Annotated in this window: 17 protein-coding genes and 1 pseudogene; 3 read left to right on the top strand and 15 right to left on the bottom strand. The window is 39.8% G+C overall.

What is annotated here, in order from left to right:
* Positions 1–430 precede the first annotated feature (430 nt).
* Complete coding sequence (locus QLH32_RS01375; protein ID WP_283267719.1) at positions 431–1,303, top strand: bile acid:sodium symporter family protein; 873 nt, start codon at positions 431–433, stop codon at positions 1,301–1,303.
* Positions 1,304–1,512: 209 nt separating this feature from the next.
* Here the strand turns inward: QLH32_RS01375 and QLH32_RS01370 are convergent, their stop codons facing one another.
* The 11 genes and pseudogenes from QLH32_RS01370 to pyrG form a co-directional block, all read right to left on the bottom strand.
* Positions 1,513–2,385, bottom strand: coding sequence for an MBL fold metallo-hydrolase (locus QLH32_RS01370; protein WP_283267718.1), 873 nt, complete (start codon positions 2,383–2,385; stop codon positions 1,513–1,515).
* Between the two features lie 11 nt (positions 2,386–2,396).
* A complete protein-coding gene (locus tag QLH32_RS01365; protein WP_267979346.1) occupies positions 2,397–2,807 on the bottom strand; it encodes a YeeE/YedE family protein in 411 nt (136 codons plus the stop codon).
* On the bottom strand, positions 2,804–3,223 hold the full coding sequence (locus tag QLH32_RS01360; protein WP_283267717.1) for a YeeE/YedE family protein: 420 nt from the start codon (positions 3,221–3,223) through the stop codon (positions 2,804–2,806). The genes QLH32_RS01365 and QLH32_RS01360 overlap by 4 nt, the downstream gene beginning before the upstream one ends.
* Positions 3,224–3,444: 221 nt before the next feature.
* Positions 3,445–3,672 (bottom strand): annotated as a pseudogene (locus QLH32_RS01355) (zeta toxin); the annotation flags it as partial.
* A gap of 4 nt (positions 3,673–3,676) precedes the next feature.
* Entirely contained in the window at positions 3,677–3,931 is a 255-nt protein-coding gene (locus tag QLH32_RS01350; RefSeq protein WP_267979343.1) for a hypothetical protein, read from the bottom strand.
* A 77-nt stretch (positions 3,932–4,008) separates the two neighbouring features.
* Positions 4,009–4,485, bottom strand: a complete 477-nt coding sequence (locus QLH32_RS01345; RefSeq protein ID WP_283267716.1) for a DUF6438 domain-containing protein — start codon at positions 4,483–4,485, stop codon at positions 4,009–4,011.
* A 144-nt stretch (positions 4,486–4,629) separates the two neighbouring features.
* Positions 4,630–5,334: a 2-C-methyl-D-erythritol 4-phosphate cytidylyltransferase gene (ispD, locus tag QLH32_RS01340; protein ID WP_283269263.1), complete on the bottom strand. Its 705-nt coding sequence runs from the start codon at positions 5,332–5,334 to the stop codon at positions 4,630–4,632.
* Positions 5,318–5,689: a cell division protein FtsB gene (gene ftsB / locus QLH32_RS01335; RefSeq protein WP_267979341.1), complete on the bottom strand. Its 372-nt coding sequence runs from the start codon at positions 5,687–5,689 to the stop codon at positions 5,318–5,320. Before ftsB ends, ispD begins: the two co-directional genes overlap by 17 nt.
* A 128-nt stretch (positions 5,690–5,817) precedes the next feature.
* A complete protein-coding gene (gene eno / locus QLH32_RS01330; RefSeq protein WP_267979340.1) occupies positions 5,818–7,107 on the bottom strand; it encodes a phosphopyruvate hydratase in 1,290 nt (429 codons plus the stop codon).
* A 45-nt stretch (positions 7,108–7,152) separates the two neighbouring features.
* Positions 7,153–8,010, bottom strand: a complete 858-nt coding sequence (gene kdsA, locus QLH32_RS01325; RefSeq protein WP_004677343.1) for a 3-deoxy-8-phosphooctulonate synthase — start codon at positions 8,008–8,010, stop codon at positions 7,153–7,155.
* Between the two features lie 30 nt (positions 8,011–8,040).
* Positions 8,041–9,678, bottom strand: a complete 1,638-nt coding sequence (gene pyrG, locus QLH32_RS01320; protein ID WP_004677341.1) for a CTP synthase — start codon at positions 9,676–9,678, stop codon at positions 8,041–8,043.
* A 369-nt stretch (positions 9,679–10,047) separates the two neighbouring features.
* Here pyrG and QLH32_RS01315 point away from each other — a divergent pair, with 369 nt between their 5' ends.
* Positions 10,048–10,524 (top strand): internalin, encoded by a 477-nt coding sequence (locus QLH32_RS01315; protein ID WP_283267714.1) that lies wholly within the window; start codon positions 10,048–10,050, stop codon positions 10,522–10,524.
* Between the two features lie 59 nt (positions 10,525–10,583).
* Here the strand turns inward: QLH32_RS01315 and QLH32_RS01310 are convergent, their stop codons facing one another.
* Both QLH32_RS01310 and QLH32_RS01305 read right to left on the bottom strand, forming a co-directional pair.
* Positions 10,584–11,672, bottom strand: a complete 1,089-nt coding sequence (locus QLH32_RS01310; RefSeq protein WP_283267712.1) for a YheT family hydrolase — start codon at positions 11,670–11,672, stop codon at positions 10,584–10,586.
* 19 nt (positions 11,673–11,691) lie between these two features.
* Positions 11,692–12,408 (bottom strand): SGNH/GDSL hydrolase family protein, encoded by a 717-nt coding sequence (locus QLH32_RS01305; RefSeq protein ID WP_283267710.1) that lies wholly within the window; start codon positions 12,406–12,408, stop codon positions 11,692–11,694.
* 142 nt (positions 12,409–12,550) lie between these two features.
* On the opposite strand from QLH32_RS01305, the gene QLH32_RS01300 reads away from it, so the two are divergent.
* Entirely contained in the window at positions 12,551–12,727 is a 177-nt protein-coding gene (locus QLH32_RS01300; RefSeq protein WP_283267708.1) for a hypothetical protein, read from the top strand.
* Between the two features lie 32 nt (positions 12,728–12,759).
* Here the strand turns inward: QLH32_RS01300 and QLH32_RS01295 are convergent, their stop codons facing one another.
* The gene (locus tag QLH32_RS01295; protein WP_283267706.1) at positions 12,760–13,167 is read right to left on the bottom strand and encodes a nuclear transport factor 2 family protein; all 408 of its coding nucleotides are present in this window, start codon (positions 13,165–13,167) and stop codon (positions 12,760–12,762) included.
* Between the two features lie 72 nt (positions 13,168–13,239).
* Positions 13,240–15,264 carry an oxidoreductase gene (locus QLH32_RS01290; RefSeq protein ID WP_283267704.1) on the bottom strand — a complete coding sequence of 675 codons (2,025 nt, stop codon included), beginning with the start codon at positions 15,262–15,264 and terminating at the stop codon, positions 13,240–13,242.
* Between the last annotated feature and the right edge of the window lie 77 nt (positions 15,265–15,341).

Genomic DNA, 15,341 nt, shown 5'->3' with positions numbered 1-15,341 from the left:
GTTAATATTAAAATTATTAAATTTAAATAATGACTAAAAAAGTCTTGTTTGAGCATTTAAAATAGTAGATAAATGATTATTTATTACATTTATTAAAATCTTAATTCATTATAAGAAATGTTTATAGAAATGTAACTATTCACATAATTCGGCCTTTATCTTCTAAATTAACACTTTTAAATAATCCAATTTGTCTTCTAGCAGACAAATTGAACTTGGAAAAATAAATAAGATCATTAAATCTACAAGAGACGTGGCTATTAGCATACCTTTCCACTATTGTCTAAACATTAAAGCTTGTTTTTTAAGTCATTGTTTAAGTAGTGCTATTTTTACTAGAGAAAATTATGATAACTTTTCTGGGATGAATTGTTACAGTAGAACGCTTTCTAAAAAATTTGACAAAAACATATCAAAGGAAAAAACGGTTATGGATTCTGGATTGATCACACTTTTTTTACCGATTGCCCTAGCAATTGTTATGGCTGGAATGGGACTGGAGTTAACTTTAAAGGATTTTGCACGGGTAAGTAAGCATCCTAAAGCGGTGTTAATCGCTCTATTTTGCCAATTGATTCTATTGGTAGGAATCGCATTTTTAATTTGTAAAATATTAGCCTTACCTCCTCTTTTAGCGGTTGGTCTGATGCTGTTGGCAGCCTCACCAGGAGGAACCACAGCAAACCTATTTAGCTATTTATACAAAGGTGATATTGCCCTTAATATTACATTGACAGCCATTAATGCCATTATCGCAGCCGTGTTCCTACCGTTTATTGTAAATTTTGCAATTCTGCATTTTATGAATGAGGGCCAGCATGTCGGACTACAATTCTCGAAAGTTTTACAGGTCTTTTTGATTATCTTGGTGCCTGTCGCGATCGGTATGCTGATTCGACACTATGCGCCCCATCTTGCAGAAAAGCTGAATCGTCCTGTACGAATTTTTGCAGTGGTTTTCTTACTCATTATTATCCTTGGTGCCATCTTTAAGGAAAGAAGTAATCTGGTTGAATATATTGGGCAAATTGGCTTGGCGACAGCATTATTCTGTGCAATCAGCCTGTTAATTGGCTATTTTGTACCACGAATCATGGGGATTAACTCCTATCAGGCACGTGCATGTGCTTTTGAAATTGGAATTCATAACAGTACATTGGCCATGACGATTGCACTTACCATTATGGCAAGTACAACCATCGCGATTCCTGCTGCTGTGTACTCTATTTTTATGTATATCTTTGCGACCATTTTTGGAATCATGATCACTAGATTTGGTTCTAAAGATAGTTTAGCTAACTAATTTTAATTTCGCTTTTAAAAACGGCATATAGATTTATATGCCATTTTTTATTTCCTTATTTCCATTAATAATCAATTGAATTTTATAAATTAAATTAATTTATATGATGTTATTTTTTCTTCAATTTCTTATATATACTTAGGCTATTTATAATCGAACTAAAAGAAATCTTATTGTGAAAATAAGGTTTCTTTTTAATCTGATTCGGTTCAGGACTTGAAATAATTTAACGGTAATTTCAGGTAACGAACTCCATTGGATTCTGGTTCAGGAAAACGTCCTGCATCCATATTGATTTGAATAGAGGGCAGAATCAATTTGGGCATTGTTAATGTTGCATCACGCGCCTGACGCATATGCACAAAGTCCTGTCTGGCTGTTTTGGCATTTAAATGAATATTGCTCTGCTTTTGTGCTTGAATACTGGTTTCATACACAAACTCAGTTCTCCCATCAGGCTTATAATCATGGCAAAGAAAAACGCGGGTTTGTTCAGGCAAATCATAAAGTTTTTGCACAGAATCATATAAGATTTCTGCACTCCCCTTTGGAAAGTCACAGCGCGCTGTCCCATAATCAGGCATAAACAACGTATCACCGACAAAAACTGCATCACCAATCACATAGCTTAGACAGGCTGGCGTATGACCTGGTGTTGGAATATTGTAGGCATCCAACTCACCAATCTTAAAATGCTCATGATCTTTGAACAGGTAATCAAAGGTTTGATGGGTATTAAAACATTTAAGATCAATATGATAGATTGCACTAAAAGTTTCCTGCACAATTACGATCTTTTCACTCATGGCAATTTTACCACCCAACCTGCTTTTTAAATATTGCGAAGCGGTTAAATGATCCGCATGAACATGAGTTTCTAAAATCCACTCCACCTTAAGCTGATTTTCTTCAATGTATTGAATAATTTCATCTGCACCCTGAGTCAATGTTGAGGCTGATGCCGCATCATAATTCAACACACTGTCAATGATTGCGCAAACCTGTGTACTTGAATCAGCGACCACATAGCTGAACGTATTAGTCTCCTGATCAAAAAAAGCCTTGACTTGAGGATGTTGCATAAGTATATCTCCTATCGTTCAGCCCATAAGCGATGTATAAACATTCCAAACATCATTGCAGCAATAAAATACCAGGCTTGTGAATAACCCAGTCCAATTAAAGTAATTGCAGGTGCTGGACAAATACCTGCAATTCCCCAGCCGATACCGAACAGTACAGCCCCAATCATCAGTTTTTGGTCAATTTGATTATTGTTGGGTAATAGCATCGTTTCACCCAATAAAGTTTTAGGATGTCGAATGGCTTTTTGAAATGGAATGATTGCCACCGCAATTGCACCAATCATTACGAACATCAGACTAATATCCCAATCGCCAAGCACATCCAGAAAACCCAATACTTTTGCAGGGTTTGACATGCCTGAGATCATTAAACCTAAAGCAAATAAACCACCAAACAGGAAAGCAAACAGGTTTTTCATGAATGGACTCCTATGACATGACGCATAATATAGACGGTGATCATTCCTGCAAGCATGAATGTCACCGTTGCAATAATTGAGCGTAGAGACAATCGGCTGATACCACAAATACCATGCCCACTGGTACAGCCTGAACCTAAACGTGTTCCAAAGCCAACCAAAAGCCCTGCTTCAATTAAAGTGAATGGTGAGGATTCAATGATAATTTCAGGCTTTACAAATAATTGGTAAATAAACGGTGTGAGAAATAACCCCAGTAAAAACCAAAGTGCTGGATTCCCACTTAGAGACTTTGGTTGTAATAACTGAGCAAGCAAACCACTCATACCTGCAATACGACCATTGATGTATAAATAGCCCACGACGGCAATGCCCAAAACTCCACCACCGATCAATGCTAAGAGAATACTAGACATCATCCCACCAAATAATATTATATATTTTTATAATATATTAAAATAAATAATAATTAAAGCCCTTTTTATTCACCTTGATATAAATCACTCAGATTCTGCAGGCACTTTATCTACAAACCAAATCAGAAATTCTGTAACAACTTGATTAAGTTTCAATATCTCTGTCTATTCAATTTCAGCCAAGAAAGCCACTTTCTGCCCATCATAAGCAACGCACGGTTTTCTTGATTTATCTTCTTTTTTTTATGCTTTAAAAACTCAATGAGTTTTAATGAATCAAGTTGAGGATGATAGCTATCCAAATCTAGAATTTGTGTTTGATTTAAAACTTTTTCAAGCTCATCTGCATTTAAATATGCCCCGATATGTCGGGGCAATAAATAGTCCTTGATGGTACTTTTTCCAGAACCATTTGGTCCTGCAAATATACGAATACAGGGCTGTCGCATATCTCTAAACAGTCACAGACTTTTTCTTACGTTTGAAGATACGTTGAGAAGTTGCAAGTGATTGATACGATGTTGAAAGATCTTGCAGTACTTTGATCTCACCATTAGGAAACCGCTTTAACAATTGACGATCTTTTACATAAACAACTTCAGAACATTCACTTGCTTGCTTAAAGGCATTGCGGAACGCTTGTATAGCAAGGTCAGGCAGATGATCTTCTTCTTGCATACTCATTTGCATGATTGTAAAAGCTGTCATTGATGACTCCTCCGCATGATTGCTGCTTATAGCTATACTAACATAAATGCGGATTTTGTCTAACTTCGCAGCACCAGTTAACCAACCAAATCCTCAATACCAATTAATTTAGGTAATTTTTCAATTAGCTTATTTAACTCCGTATTTGCTGGTGAAATACAGCCTGTATAGTGACTTAAACGTGTTACCGTACCATCAGAACGTTTCCACCAGAAATATGCACTTGGCTGATCTGTTGCGGTTTCCTGGCATCCTGTGGTCTTTACATTCGCTCCTGTTTCAGGACGATAAGTTTGTAATTCTTGTTGAAGCTTCTTATAAACAGATGGGCTTACTGTTAAATCTTGGGTACCCGTTACTTTTGTATATTGTTTCCCATCAAAATGCACCGCTCCAGATGGAGAAATTTCCACTGAGTAAATTGGACAGGCACCAAAACATGGGCTAGATGAATAACGAATGGTTTCCTGCGCCGTATCTTGAGTTTGCTGTGGTGTAGATGCACAACCCACTAATGTAAACGTAAAAAGACCCGCGATTAATAATTTTTTCATTTGTTGATCCGTTATAAAGTATGTGGTTCAAATTTAACAAATAGTGAAATTGTTGTCATTTATATTGATGTTAAAATATTAATATTCCACTAATTTTACTTAGGCTATTTAACTATAATTGATGTAAAGCAAAACGGATTAAAACTAGTGAGAATTTTGTGATTGCAGAATTAATCGGGCAAGTTCCAGATCATCGGCATAGGTAATTTTGATGTTGTCTGAACGACCTTGCACCACTTGTACAGGCTGATTGATATATTCCAAAGCACTTGCCTCATCAGTAATTAAGATGTCATTAGCTAATGCTGTTTTAAGCGCATTTTTTAATATCTTTAATTTTGCTATCTGCGGAGTTTGTGCCTGCCACAACAATTCACGGCTAACTGTTTTCTCAATCTGATTTCCAGTGTGTACCTGTTTTAAGGTATCACGAACTGGGATTGCTAAAATTGCACTTTGGTTATGCACTATTGCAGTATTAACCAATAGCTGTAAATTTTCCTGCGTCACACATGGACGTGCTGCATCATGCACCAATACCCAATCATCTTCATGGGCAATTTCAGATAAATAAATGAGTGCATTCAGCACAGAATGAACACGCTCTGCACCACCCGAGCAAAAATGCAATTTATCTTTATGCTGAAAAGAAAGTGTTTTAGCAAAATGATCCTGCTCGCCAATTGCAAGGATACATCCAGCTAAATTCAGGGTATTGAGCCGATTTACGGTGTGCTCAAGTACAGTATGATTTTGAATATATTGATATTGTTTTAATTCAGTTTTAGAAAAACGACTGCCCGAACCTGCTGCTGGCACAACCGCCCATAGCCTAGTCTGGGTTTTCATTAGTTGCGACATCTACTTTTGCATTTGGATCGATATAAATTGGTTTGTAATGGGTACTGATGGTACTCATTTGCACAAAAGTTTCATGTGGTTTAATTAAACCCAAGTCAAGACGTGCATGTTCTTCAATGGCTTCAGAACCATTTTTTAGGTCAAAAACCTCTGCCGCTAAAATACGGTTACGTTCCTTTAGCTCAGTATTGATTTCTGCTTGCTGCTTAATTTGCTGGGTTAAAGCCTGATGAGGGAAATAGCCTCCCTCACCCAGCCAAAATTGATACTGTAAACTTGCAACCAAAGCAATCACAAGCAACAGAATCAATTTACTCGAAGTCGATCGAAACACATCTAGCATGAAAAACTCCCCACATCCCTCTTGAAAGGAAAACCTGTCACAAATTCTATAGGATTCTGAATTCGTGAAGTTTTTCTCTTTTGTAAAGAAAGGCTCTCAAGAAGTTTTAACATGACTAAAGCTTGACCTTATTTTAGACCTTTGAACTCAGCCTTACCACGATAAGCGGCATGGGTTAATTCTTCAATACGAAGCAATTGGTTGTATTTCGCAACACGGTCAGAACGGCAAAGTGAACCTGTCTTGATTTGACCCGCTGCTGTACCGACTGCCAAGTCAGCAATGGTTGAATCTTCTGTTTCACCTGAACGGTGCGAGATTACAGTGCTGTAACCATTTGCTTTCGCAAGGTAGATTGCATCCAGAGTTTCACTGAGTGTACCGATCTGGTTGTACTTGATCAGAATAGAGTTACCGACTTTCTCATCAATACCACGTTGTAAAATCTTAGGATTGGTTACAAATAAATCATCACCCACCAACTGGATTTTATCGCCAAGAATTGAAGTCAGGTAGCTCCAGCCTTCCCAGTCAGACTCATCCAGACCATCTTCAATCGAGATGATTGGATATTGATTCGCAAGACCAGCAAGGTAATCAGCGAACTGGTGGCTGGTAAATGCACGGTTACCTTCACCCTCTAAAACGTACTGACCATTTTTGTAGAATTCTGAAGACGCGCAGTCCAGTGCAAGCATCATGTCTGAACCTGCTTTATAGCCAGTCAGTTCAATCGCCTGTAAGATCACTTGAATAGCTTCTTCGTTAGAGCGTAAGTTTGGTGCAAAACCACCCTCATCACCTACAGCAGTATTTAAACCCTGCTTTTTCAAGACAGATTTCAACGCATGGAATACTTCCGCGCCTGAACGCAATGCTTCAGCAAATGAAGTAAAGCCAACTGGCTCAATCATGAATTCCTGAATATCAACGGTGTTGTCAGCATGCTCACCACCGTTCAGGATGTTCATCATTGGTACAGGCATAGTCAACGTTGTTTGACCACGTAAGTTAGCAATGTACTGGAACAATGGAAGTTTTTGTTCAGTTGCCGCAGCACGTGCCGCAGCCAAAGATACCGCTAAAGTTGCATTCGCACCTAATTTTTCTTTGTTTTCAGTACCGTCCAATGCGATCATCTTGTCATCAAGCAATTTTTGCTCAAATACATTTTGACCTACAAGTAACTCATGAATTGAGCTATTTACATTTTGAACAGCTGTACGAACGCCTTTACCCAAGTAACGTGACTTGTCACCATCACGAAGTTCCAAAGCTTCACGAGAACCAGTTGAAGCACCAGATGGTGCACATGCACGACCAACAACCCCAGATTCCAAAATTACGTCTGCTTCGATGGTTGGGTTACCACGAGAGTCCAAAATTTCACGTGCACGGATGTCAACGATTTGGCTCATGAACAATTCCTCTGTTGAATGAATAAAAAGATGCAAATGAATGCATCAATGGGTATCTAACTTTTTGAATCCTTTAACTAAAGTATCCAATTCTTTTAATTGCGCCAAGAATGGCTCAAGCTGTGATAAACGCAAGGCACATGGTCCATCGCATTTTGCATGTTCAGGGTCTGGATGTGCTTCAAGAAATAATCCTGCCAAGCCCGTTGCCATACCTGAACGCGCTAAAGTCGTGATTTGGGCACGGCGACCACCAGCGGAATCAGCACGTCCACCTGGTGTTTGTAAAGCGTGGGTCACATCAAAGAATACGGGTACATTCATTTCTTTCATGATGTCAAAGCCTAGCATATCAACCACAAGGTTGTTATAGCCAAATGCTGAACCACGTTCACAAAGAATAAGTTTGTCATTTCCCGCTTCCAGACACTTATGCAGGATATGGCGCATTTCATGCGGTGCGAGGAACTGTGCTTTTTTGATATTGATAATGGCTTGGGTTTTTGCCATTGCCTCAACTAGATCAGTCTGGCGACTGAGGAATGCGGGAAGCTGAATAATGTCGGCAACTTCGGCAACAGGTGCTGCCTGATAGGGTTCATGTACATCGGTAATGATTGGGACATTAAACTGTTTTTTAATCTCCCCCAGCCATTCGATGCCTTTTTCCAGACCAGGTCCACGAAACGAGTTCAGGCTGGAACGGTTGGCTTTGTCAAAACTCGCTTTAAACACATAAGGAATGTTTAATCGTTTACAGATATCAATATAAGTTTCAGCAATCTCAAAAGCTAAATCTTTTGATTCAAGTACATTCATTCCGCCAAATAATACAAATGGCAAATGATTTGCCATTTGTATATCGCCTAAACGTACAACTTCTTGTGGTTTTAATTGTGACATTTAAACTTTCCCAGTTTATCTAAGTCTATATTATTTACTCTTTTGATGCTGTTTTTTTGCAGCATCAATAAAACTGGCAAATAATGGATGACCATCACGTGGTGAGCTTGTAAATTCTGGATGGAATTGTACCGCAATAAACCAAGGATGTTCAGGAATTTCTACAGTTTCAACCAAATGTTGTACTGAAGAATAGCCTGAAATCTTCATACCTGCCTGTTCTATGGTCTCAATAAAGCGATCATTCATTTCATAACGATGACGATGACGTTCAATAATTTCTGATTGACCATAAATTGTACGAATTTTTGCACCATCAACCAATTCAGACTTTTGTGCACCCAAACGCATGGTACCACCTAAGTCTGACTCAAGACTACGGTGTTGTAATTCGCCACGCTCATCCAACCATTCAGTAATTAAGCCAATGAGTGGATATTTGGTGGAACGGTTAAATTCAGTTGAAGTTGCTTCAGGCAACCCTGCAACATGGCGTGCATATTCAATCACCGCCAATTGCATCCCTAAACAAATACCCAAGAAAGGAACCTTGTTTTCACGTGCATATTGAATCGCACGCATTTTGCCCTCAGTACCACGCTCGCCAAAACCGCCTGGAACAAGGATTGCGTCAGCCGTTTCAAGTACCGAAATATCCTGACCCTCTAAAGATTCAGCATCAACATAGTCAATCTGTACTTTAACGCGGTTTTTAATACCTGCATGTAAAAGTGCTTCATTTACAGATTTATAGGCATCGGGTAACTCAACATATTTACCGACCATTGCCACGCGAACGGTGTATTCTGGATTGAGTAATGCTTCAACCACATTGTCCCAGTCTTCAAGATTGGCTTCTGGCAGATCGTTAAAGCCAAAACGTTCACAGATTAAATCATCGACATTTTGTTCATAGAAATTGCGTGGAATTTGATAAATGGTTTTTGCATCTGGACATGCAATAACTGCACGTGCTTCTACATTGGTAAATAGTGCAATTTTACGAATCGTATCTGCATCAACTTCATGTTCAGTACGGCAGATCAGGATATCTGGCTGGATACCAATCGAAAGCAGTTCCTTAACAGAGTGCTGGGTTGGCTTGGTTTTGAGTTCAGCCGCAGACTTAATATATGGCAATAAGGTTAAGTGCATCAGCATGGTACGTTTATGACCCAGCTCAACCATAAGCTGACGTACCGATTCCATAAATGGAAGTGATTCAATATCACCCACTGTACCGCCAATCTCAACGATTGCAACGTCATAACCCTCGCCTGCACGAAGTACACGTTCCTTAATATTGTCAGTAATGTGTGGAATCACCTGAACTGTACCGCCCAAGTAGTCACCACGACGTTCTTTATTAAGTACGTCCTGATAAACACGACCACTGGTGAAGTTGTTCAGCTTGGTCATTTTGGCACGACGCAGGAAACGTTCGTAATAGCCCAAATCTAAGTCAGTTTCAGCACCATCCTCTGTGACGAAAACTTCACCGTGCTGGAATGGGCTCATGGTACCTGGATCGACATTAATATATGGATCCATCTTTACCATCGTGACTTTTAAGCCACGAGCTTCCAAAAGTGCGGCAACAGAAGCAGCAGAAATACCTTTACCTAGTGATGAAACCACACCACCAGTGACAAAAATAAAATGGGTCATTGAGTTTCTCGTACAATCGAGCCGAAATCGGCCTACAATGTTGGGCAATTTTACTGTACTCTGCCCCTAGAAAGCAAAGTCAAACCGCACCAATTCAAAGAACTATAAACAACTGACTATTCTATCAGCATTTTCGATAAAAATTTATGGGGTTTGTGGATTTTTCATCCATAGATGATTTTTGGCTGATCAATAGCATGAACCAATATCACAATTTTTCCCCCAGATTTACTGTCATTTTATTTTAAAATGGCTCTTTGCCAGCAAGCATTTATAAAATATCAACAAAGCTGATAAACTGTAGGCATTTCTTCACTCCATTTTATTGCTATAATCCGTGCTGTCCTTATTCAATATGTTGTTTTAGCAATGGCAAATAAAAAACTTTTAATTTGTGCAGCACTTGCGACTGGTCTTTTATTAACTGCTTGTGTGAAAAAAGAAGAACCGAAAGAAGAGCAGCAAGAACAGGCAACTGAGACCCAAACAACTCAGCCACAACCTGAACCTGAAAAAATTCAGGAATTTGAGTCTCTAGAAAGTACAGAACCAGCACCTCAGCCAGTGATTGAAACAAGCCGTGAGGAAACACCGAATACGACCACTGAAATTCGCCGTGAAATACGACCTACTCAAGCACAGACTTCTACAGATACAAGCACTCAACCTGAAACGCCACGTACTGAACAGCCTAAACCAGCGGTTCAGGCTGAGCAAAAGCCTGCTAAAACAGAACAACCAAAAACTGAACCTGTAAAAGCACCAAAGCCATCAACACCAGCCCAAAGTGAAGATGATGCTGTTGCTGCTGCAATTGCCGCCGCGACTCCTGCCCTCAACAATTAATTCATTGTTTGCAATCAACAGCCAGTTGAACTCAACTGGCTTTTTTTATCACCTGAATTTTATGAATAATGCCTAAAAAAGTCTGCCATCAACCGTGATGCCCATGATTTCACCGCCAGACTTTCGTAAAAACCACAATGACTGCCTTTTTTAGTGGTGACCACCACAATATTTTCCATTTGCTGGATTATCGCTTTATAAGGTTCCAGATTTTTAATGGAACAGACAGGATCATCTTCCGCATTTAAAATCATCAGTGGAATCTTGACATTATCAAACACATAAATCGGGTTAATGGCTTGGCAATAACTTTGATAATCCTGAAAGCCTGCCATTTCAAAATATTCTTTTTCAAATTCTTCCAAACTGGTCGTGGTGAGCACTTTTTTAAGAGAAGAAACATTGCTCCATGTATTTTGATAAGGATGAATAAAATACTTAAATAATTTTTTGGTCATCATTTTGCTATAAAAAGGATGCACATTTTTAAAGCCAATTTCAGTGTTATAGCCAGGACACATGGCAAAAGCAGCTTTAAACGGCGTACTTTCCCCTTGTTCGCCTAGATAACGTACCAATAATCCAGTCCCAGCCGATGAACCCACCGCATATAAATCTGAGTTTGGGAATAATTTTTGAATATGACCAAGCTGTTCTTTTAAGTCACTGGTTGAACCAAACAGGGAAATTTGTGGTACAGGCATCGGCAGTCCTGCGTGTCCACGACGCAGACACAGGGCAATGCGCCATCCAGTATATTCATGTAAATCTTTAACCAATTCCCGCATACTTTCAGGTGTGCCTGTAATGGTGTGCATGATCACAACAGTTGGCGTATCTGCGGGTAAATCATAGCCATACCATGCAATTGCAGTAATCCCACCATCCTGCATGGTCAACTGATCAATACGATCATACTCAAGCTTGATGGTTTTCTTCTTGATTAAATCAAAATATAAAAGATGAACATGGCTATTGCTGAGCCAAAAAGTTGGGCGATATTTCTGTTTTAACTGCGGCAATCTTTCCAAAACATCTTTAATTTTCCCTTGTGGGTCATAATACATTTTGGGTTGTTCAGCACCTGATACTGAATCCAGTACGTCCAAAGCTAAAACTTTAAGCTTGTTTAAAGCAGATCTGCCCATCTTCAATTACCGTCTCTGACTATGCGTTAAATGTTTGTCGCACCAATGCTGCGACCTGTTGCCCCCAAATTGCATAAATTTCTTTACTCGGATGAAAACCATCACTTGCCATCGGCAAATTCATTGCCTGAAAGCTTTCAATATCATATTGGATAAATCTAAATTGAGTTTGTGCTGCAACCCATTGTTGTAATGTGTCATTCATTTGTTCAGCATATTTTCCAAACAGCCAAGCCAATGGCTGAGGTAGTGCTGGAAAATGTTGCATCGGTGGCACACCTGACACAATAATCAGTTTTGGCTGGAAACGGGTTTGTATTTGAGTAAATAATTGTTTTTGTTGTTTTATCCATGTTTTGGCAGAAGTGAGTTTGGTGACATCATTCACACCTATGGAAGTCACCACCACGTCATAGCTTTGCGGTTCTAGATCATGGATCGCCTGCAAAACCTGTTTTGTGGTATCGCCTGTTTTGGCATGTAGCTTCCACTGCAACATGAATTCACTTTGTAACTCAGCAGTAATGGCACCAGATAAGGCATCCTGTTGTGTTTCCACACCCACACCTGCTGCTGCCGAATCACCGAGAACCAAAAGTGACAGGGGTTTTCCCTGTCCAATCCTGCCCTCACGATCTCCAGTTGCTTCTGGCAGACGTGGTGTATTCCTACGAACTTTTGTGCCTTGTATCAGCAATACAGGTAATAATCCGAAAGTTGCAAGTTTTAACCACATTTTTATGAACTCTGCATATTAGTTATACCAATTTTCAAAACCAAGTTAAGAGCAATTTGTAAAGTAATAAAAATCAGCACAACCTCATAATTTTGGGGATTATCAAATGTCTGTTGTATAGGTGCTTTCTTACTTTTCACGGATGAAAAGTAAGCAAAAATCTTTCGCAGCTTTAGTCGCTGCTCATAAACTGATGGCACATCCTGAGCAATTTCAAAGCAATGCTTTGAAAGCAGCGCAAGGCAGTCCAACAGGCGGCATCCATGCCGCCCTCATGATAGTAAATACCAACTTGAATTTAATAAACTTTATAAAGTAAAATTTAGTTTTACTTAGGCTATTTTACATTAATTAATTTGGTTGATATTTGGCAAATCTTGCGCCCATCTGTTCAGCCAATGCCGCCAAGCCACTCATTGGACGAATCATGACTTCAAAATCAATGATTTTGCCTTGTTCATTAAAGCGAATCATATCAATACCTTTTAATGATTTTCCGCTCACATTGGCACTAAATTCCAGTACCACATTTTCACCATCTTCAGTATAGAATTCACGGTGATAGGTAAAATCCTGAAAAACCTGAATTACATTAGTCAGGATAAAAAATACCACGTGCTTGCCCTCATAAGGTTTATATGCCACAGGCGAACGGAAGACCACATCATCTGCCAATAATTCATTTAAAGAGGACATATCACCTGTTTGAATCATGTGATGCCATTTTTCTAGCGATTGTTTTGTTGTTTCGAGTGTCATTTTATTTTCCTTCACCCTTGAATGTTGAAATGAGGGACATTTCCTCCTAGAGAAAATGTCCGATTCATTTATTTATACAACGGCTGCCAGTTCAGCACCCTGACGAATGGCACGTTTTGCATCCAGCTCACCTGCTTCTTTCGCACCACCAATGAGATGAACATTTTTGCCATCAGCCTTAAGTTGATCGTACATAGCGGTGTAGGATTCCTGGCCCGCACAGATCACCACATGATCCACTTCAAGCACAGTGCTTTGTCCATCAACGGTGATATGTAAACCTTGATCATCCACCTTGTCATAGCTTGCGCCTGCAATCATCTTTACATTACGATGTTTTAGGCCTGTACGGTGAATCCAGCCAGTCGTCTTACCTAAACCTGCCCCCACCGCAGCCGTTTTACGTTGTAACAGGTAAATTTCACGTTCAGAATGTTCCAGTTCTGGCTGTTTTAAGCCACCCACATGCGCATAAGTGGTATCAATGCCCCACTCATCATAGAATTTTTGTGGATTTAAACTGCCACTTTCGCCCTCATGGCTTAAATATTCGGCCGTATCAAAACCGATACCGCCTGCACCAATAATCGCGACACGTTGCCCCACAGGCACACGCTCTTTGAGTACCTGGATATAACTCAATACTTTTGGATGATTAAAACCCTCAAACTGCAATTGGCGTGGTGTTACCCCTGTCGCAACCACAATGTCATCATAGTCCGCTTGGCTCAGTTCTTCATAAGTCACGGTATGATTAAGAACCAATTCAATATTGGGTTGCAACTCAATCTGACGCTTAAAGTAACGCAAGGTTTCGTAGAATTCTTCTTTACCTGGAATGGTTTTGGCAATATTAAACTGACCGCCAATCTGATTGCCTGCATCAAAAATCTTAACTTTATGACCACGATTTGCAGCATAAGTGGCAAAGCTTAAACCTGCTGGGCCTGCACCAATCACCGCAATATTTTTAACGGCATTAGTTTCTTTAAAGATCAGCTCAGTTTCATAACAGGCACGTGGATTGACCAGACAAGTTGCGATTTTCATTGAGAAAATATGATCCAGACAGGCTTGATTACAACCAATACAAGTATTGATTTCATCACTACGTCCCTCGCTTGCCTTGAGGACAAACTCTGAATCCGCCAACATTGGACGAGCCATCGAGATCATATCGGCATGACCAGATGCCAATACATGCTCTGCCATTTCAGGCGTATTAATACGGTTTGAGGTAATTAATGGAACTGAAACACTGCCTTTTAGCTTCTCTGTGACCCAAGTAAAGGCTGCACGAGGCACTTTTGTAGCAATAGTCGGGATACGGGCTTCATGCCAGCCAATGCCTGTATTGATAATGGTTGCGCCTGCTTTTTCGATTTCTTTGGCAAGCTGAATCACTTCTTCAAGGCTTGAACCGCCCTCAACCAAATCCAGCATGGAGAGACGGTAAATGATAATAAAATTTTCACCCACACTTGCACGGGTACGTTTTACGATCTCAATCGGAAAACGAATACGGTTTTCATAGCTACCGCCCCATTCATCATCACGGTGATTGGTACGTGCTGCAATAAATTCATTGATTAGATAGCCCTCTGACCCCATGATTTCAACGCCATCATAGCCTGCATATTGGGCAAGCTTGGCACAGTTGGCAAAATCATCAATGGTCTGCTGCACTTCTGCTGAACTTAATGCTTTAGGCTTAATTGGGTTAATCGGTGCCTGAATTGCTGACGGCGCAACATTATTTGCCTGATAGGAATAGCGACCTGTATGTAAAATCTGCATGGCGATCTTACCACCCGCATCATGTACCGCTTGGGTAATCACTTTATGTTTTTCAGCTTCTTCAACGGTATCCAGTTTGGTGCCATGCGAAAAAACCACACCATCATCATTTGGAGAAACACCACCTGTTACGATTAGGCCAACCCCACCTTGAGCACGTTCCGCATAAAACGCCGCCATACGCTCATAGCCTTGTGGGGCTTCTTCCAGACCAATGTGCATTGATCCCATCAGTACACGGTTTTTTAATGTGGTAAAGCCCAAATCAAGTGGGGCTAATAAATGTGGATAAGCTGACATTGTTTCTCCTTTGGCTAGCAATCTGCTTGCTAATGCAACTTGTTGCATAAAGTTATAAACAAGATTTGATTTTTATG

This window comes from Acinetobacter corruptisaponis (genome assembly GCF_030053775.1).
In the GTDB taxonomy this organism is placed as follows: Bacteria; Pseudomonadota; Gammaproteobacteria; order Pseudomonadales; family Moraxellaceae; genus Acinetobacter; species Acinetobacter corruptisaponis.
Note: the sequence above shows the minus strand (reverse complement) of the source record. Positions and strands in the feature narration are given on the sequence as shown.

Bases quoted from the DNA above. Each gene is read 5' to 3' on its own strand.
- QLH32_RS01375 (WP_283267719.1), top strand. From the start codon at position 431: ATGGATTCTGGATTGATCACACTTTTTTTACCGATTGCCCTAGCAATT.
- QLH32_RS01370 (WP_283267718.1), bottom strand. From the start codon at position 2,385: ATGCAACATCCTCAAGTCAAGGCTTTTTTTGATCAGGAGACTAATACG.
- QLH32_RS01365 (WP_267979346.1), bottom strand. From the start codon at position 2,807: ATGAAAAACCTGTTTGCTTTCCTGTTTGGTGGTTTATTTGCTTTAGGT.
- QLH32_RS01360 (WP_283267717.1), bottom strand. From the start codon at position 3,223: ATGTCTAGTATTCTCTTAGCATTGATCGGTGGTGGAGTTTTGGGCATT.
- QLH32_RS01350 (WP_267979343.1), bottom strand. From the start codon at position 3,931: ATGACAGCTTTTACAATCATGCAAATGAGTATGCAAGAAGAAGATCAT.
- QLH32_RS01345 (WP_283267716.1), bottom strand. From the start codon at position 4,485: ATGAAAAAATTATTAATCGCGGGTCTTTTTACGTTTACATTAGTGGGT.
- ispD (WP_283269263.1), bottom strand. From the start codon at position 5,334: ATGAAAACCCAGACTAGGCTATGGGCGGTTGTGCCAGCAGCAGGTTCG.
- ftsB (WP_267979341.1), bottom strand. From the start codon at position 5,689: ATGCTAGATGTGTTTCGATCGACTTCGAGTAAATTGATTCTGTTGCTT.
- eno (WP_267979340.1), bottom strand. From the start codon at position 7,107: ATGAGCCAAATCGTTGACATCCGTGCACGTGAAATTTTGGACTCTCGT.
- kdsA (WP_004677343.1), bottom strand. From the start codon at position 8,010: ATGTCACAATTAAAACCACAAGAAGTTGTACGTTTAGGCGATATACAA.
- pyrG (WP_004677341.1), bottom strand. From the start codon at position 9,678: ATGACCCATTTTATTTTTGTCACTGGTGGTGTGGTTTCATCACTAGGT.
- QLH32_RS01315 (WP_283267714.1), top strand. From the start codon at position 10,048: ATGGCAAATAAAAAACTTTTAATTTGTGCAGCACTTGCGACTGGTCTT.
- QLH32_RS01310 (WP_283267712.1), bottom strand. From the start codon at position 11,672: ATGGGCAGATCTGCTTTAAACAAGCTTAAAGTTTTAGCTTTGGACGTA.
- QLH32_RS01305 (WP_283267710.1), bottom strand. From the start codon at position 12,408: ATGTGGTTAAAACTTGCAACTTTCGGATTATTACCTGTATTGCTGATA.
- QLH32_RS01300 (WP_283267708.1), top strand. From the start codon at position 12,551: ATGAAAAGTAAGCAAAAATCTTTCGCAGCTTTAGTCGCTGCTCATAAA.
- QLH32_RS01295 (WP_283267706.1), bottom strand. From the start codon at position 13,167: ATGACACTCGAAACAACAAAACAATCGCTAGAAAAATGGCATCACATG.
- QLH32_RS01290 (WP_283267704.1), bottom strand. From the start codon at position 15,264: ATGTCAGCTTATCCACATTTATTAGCCCCACTTGATTTGGGCTTTACC.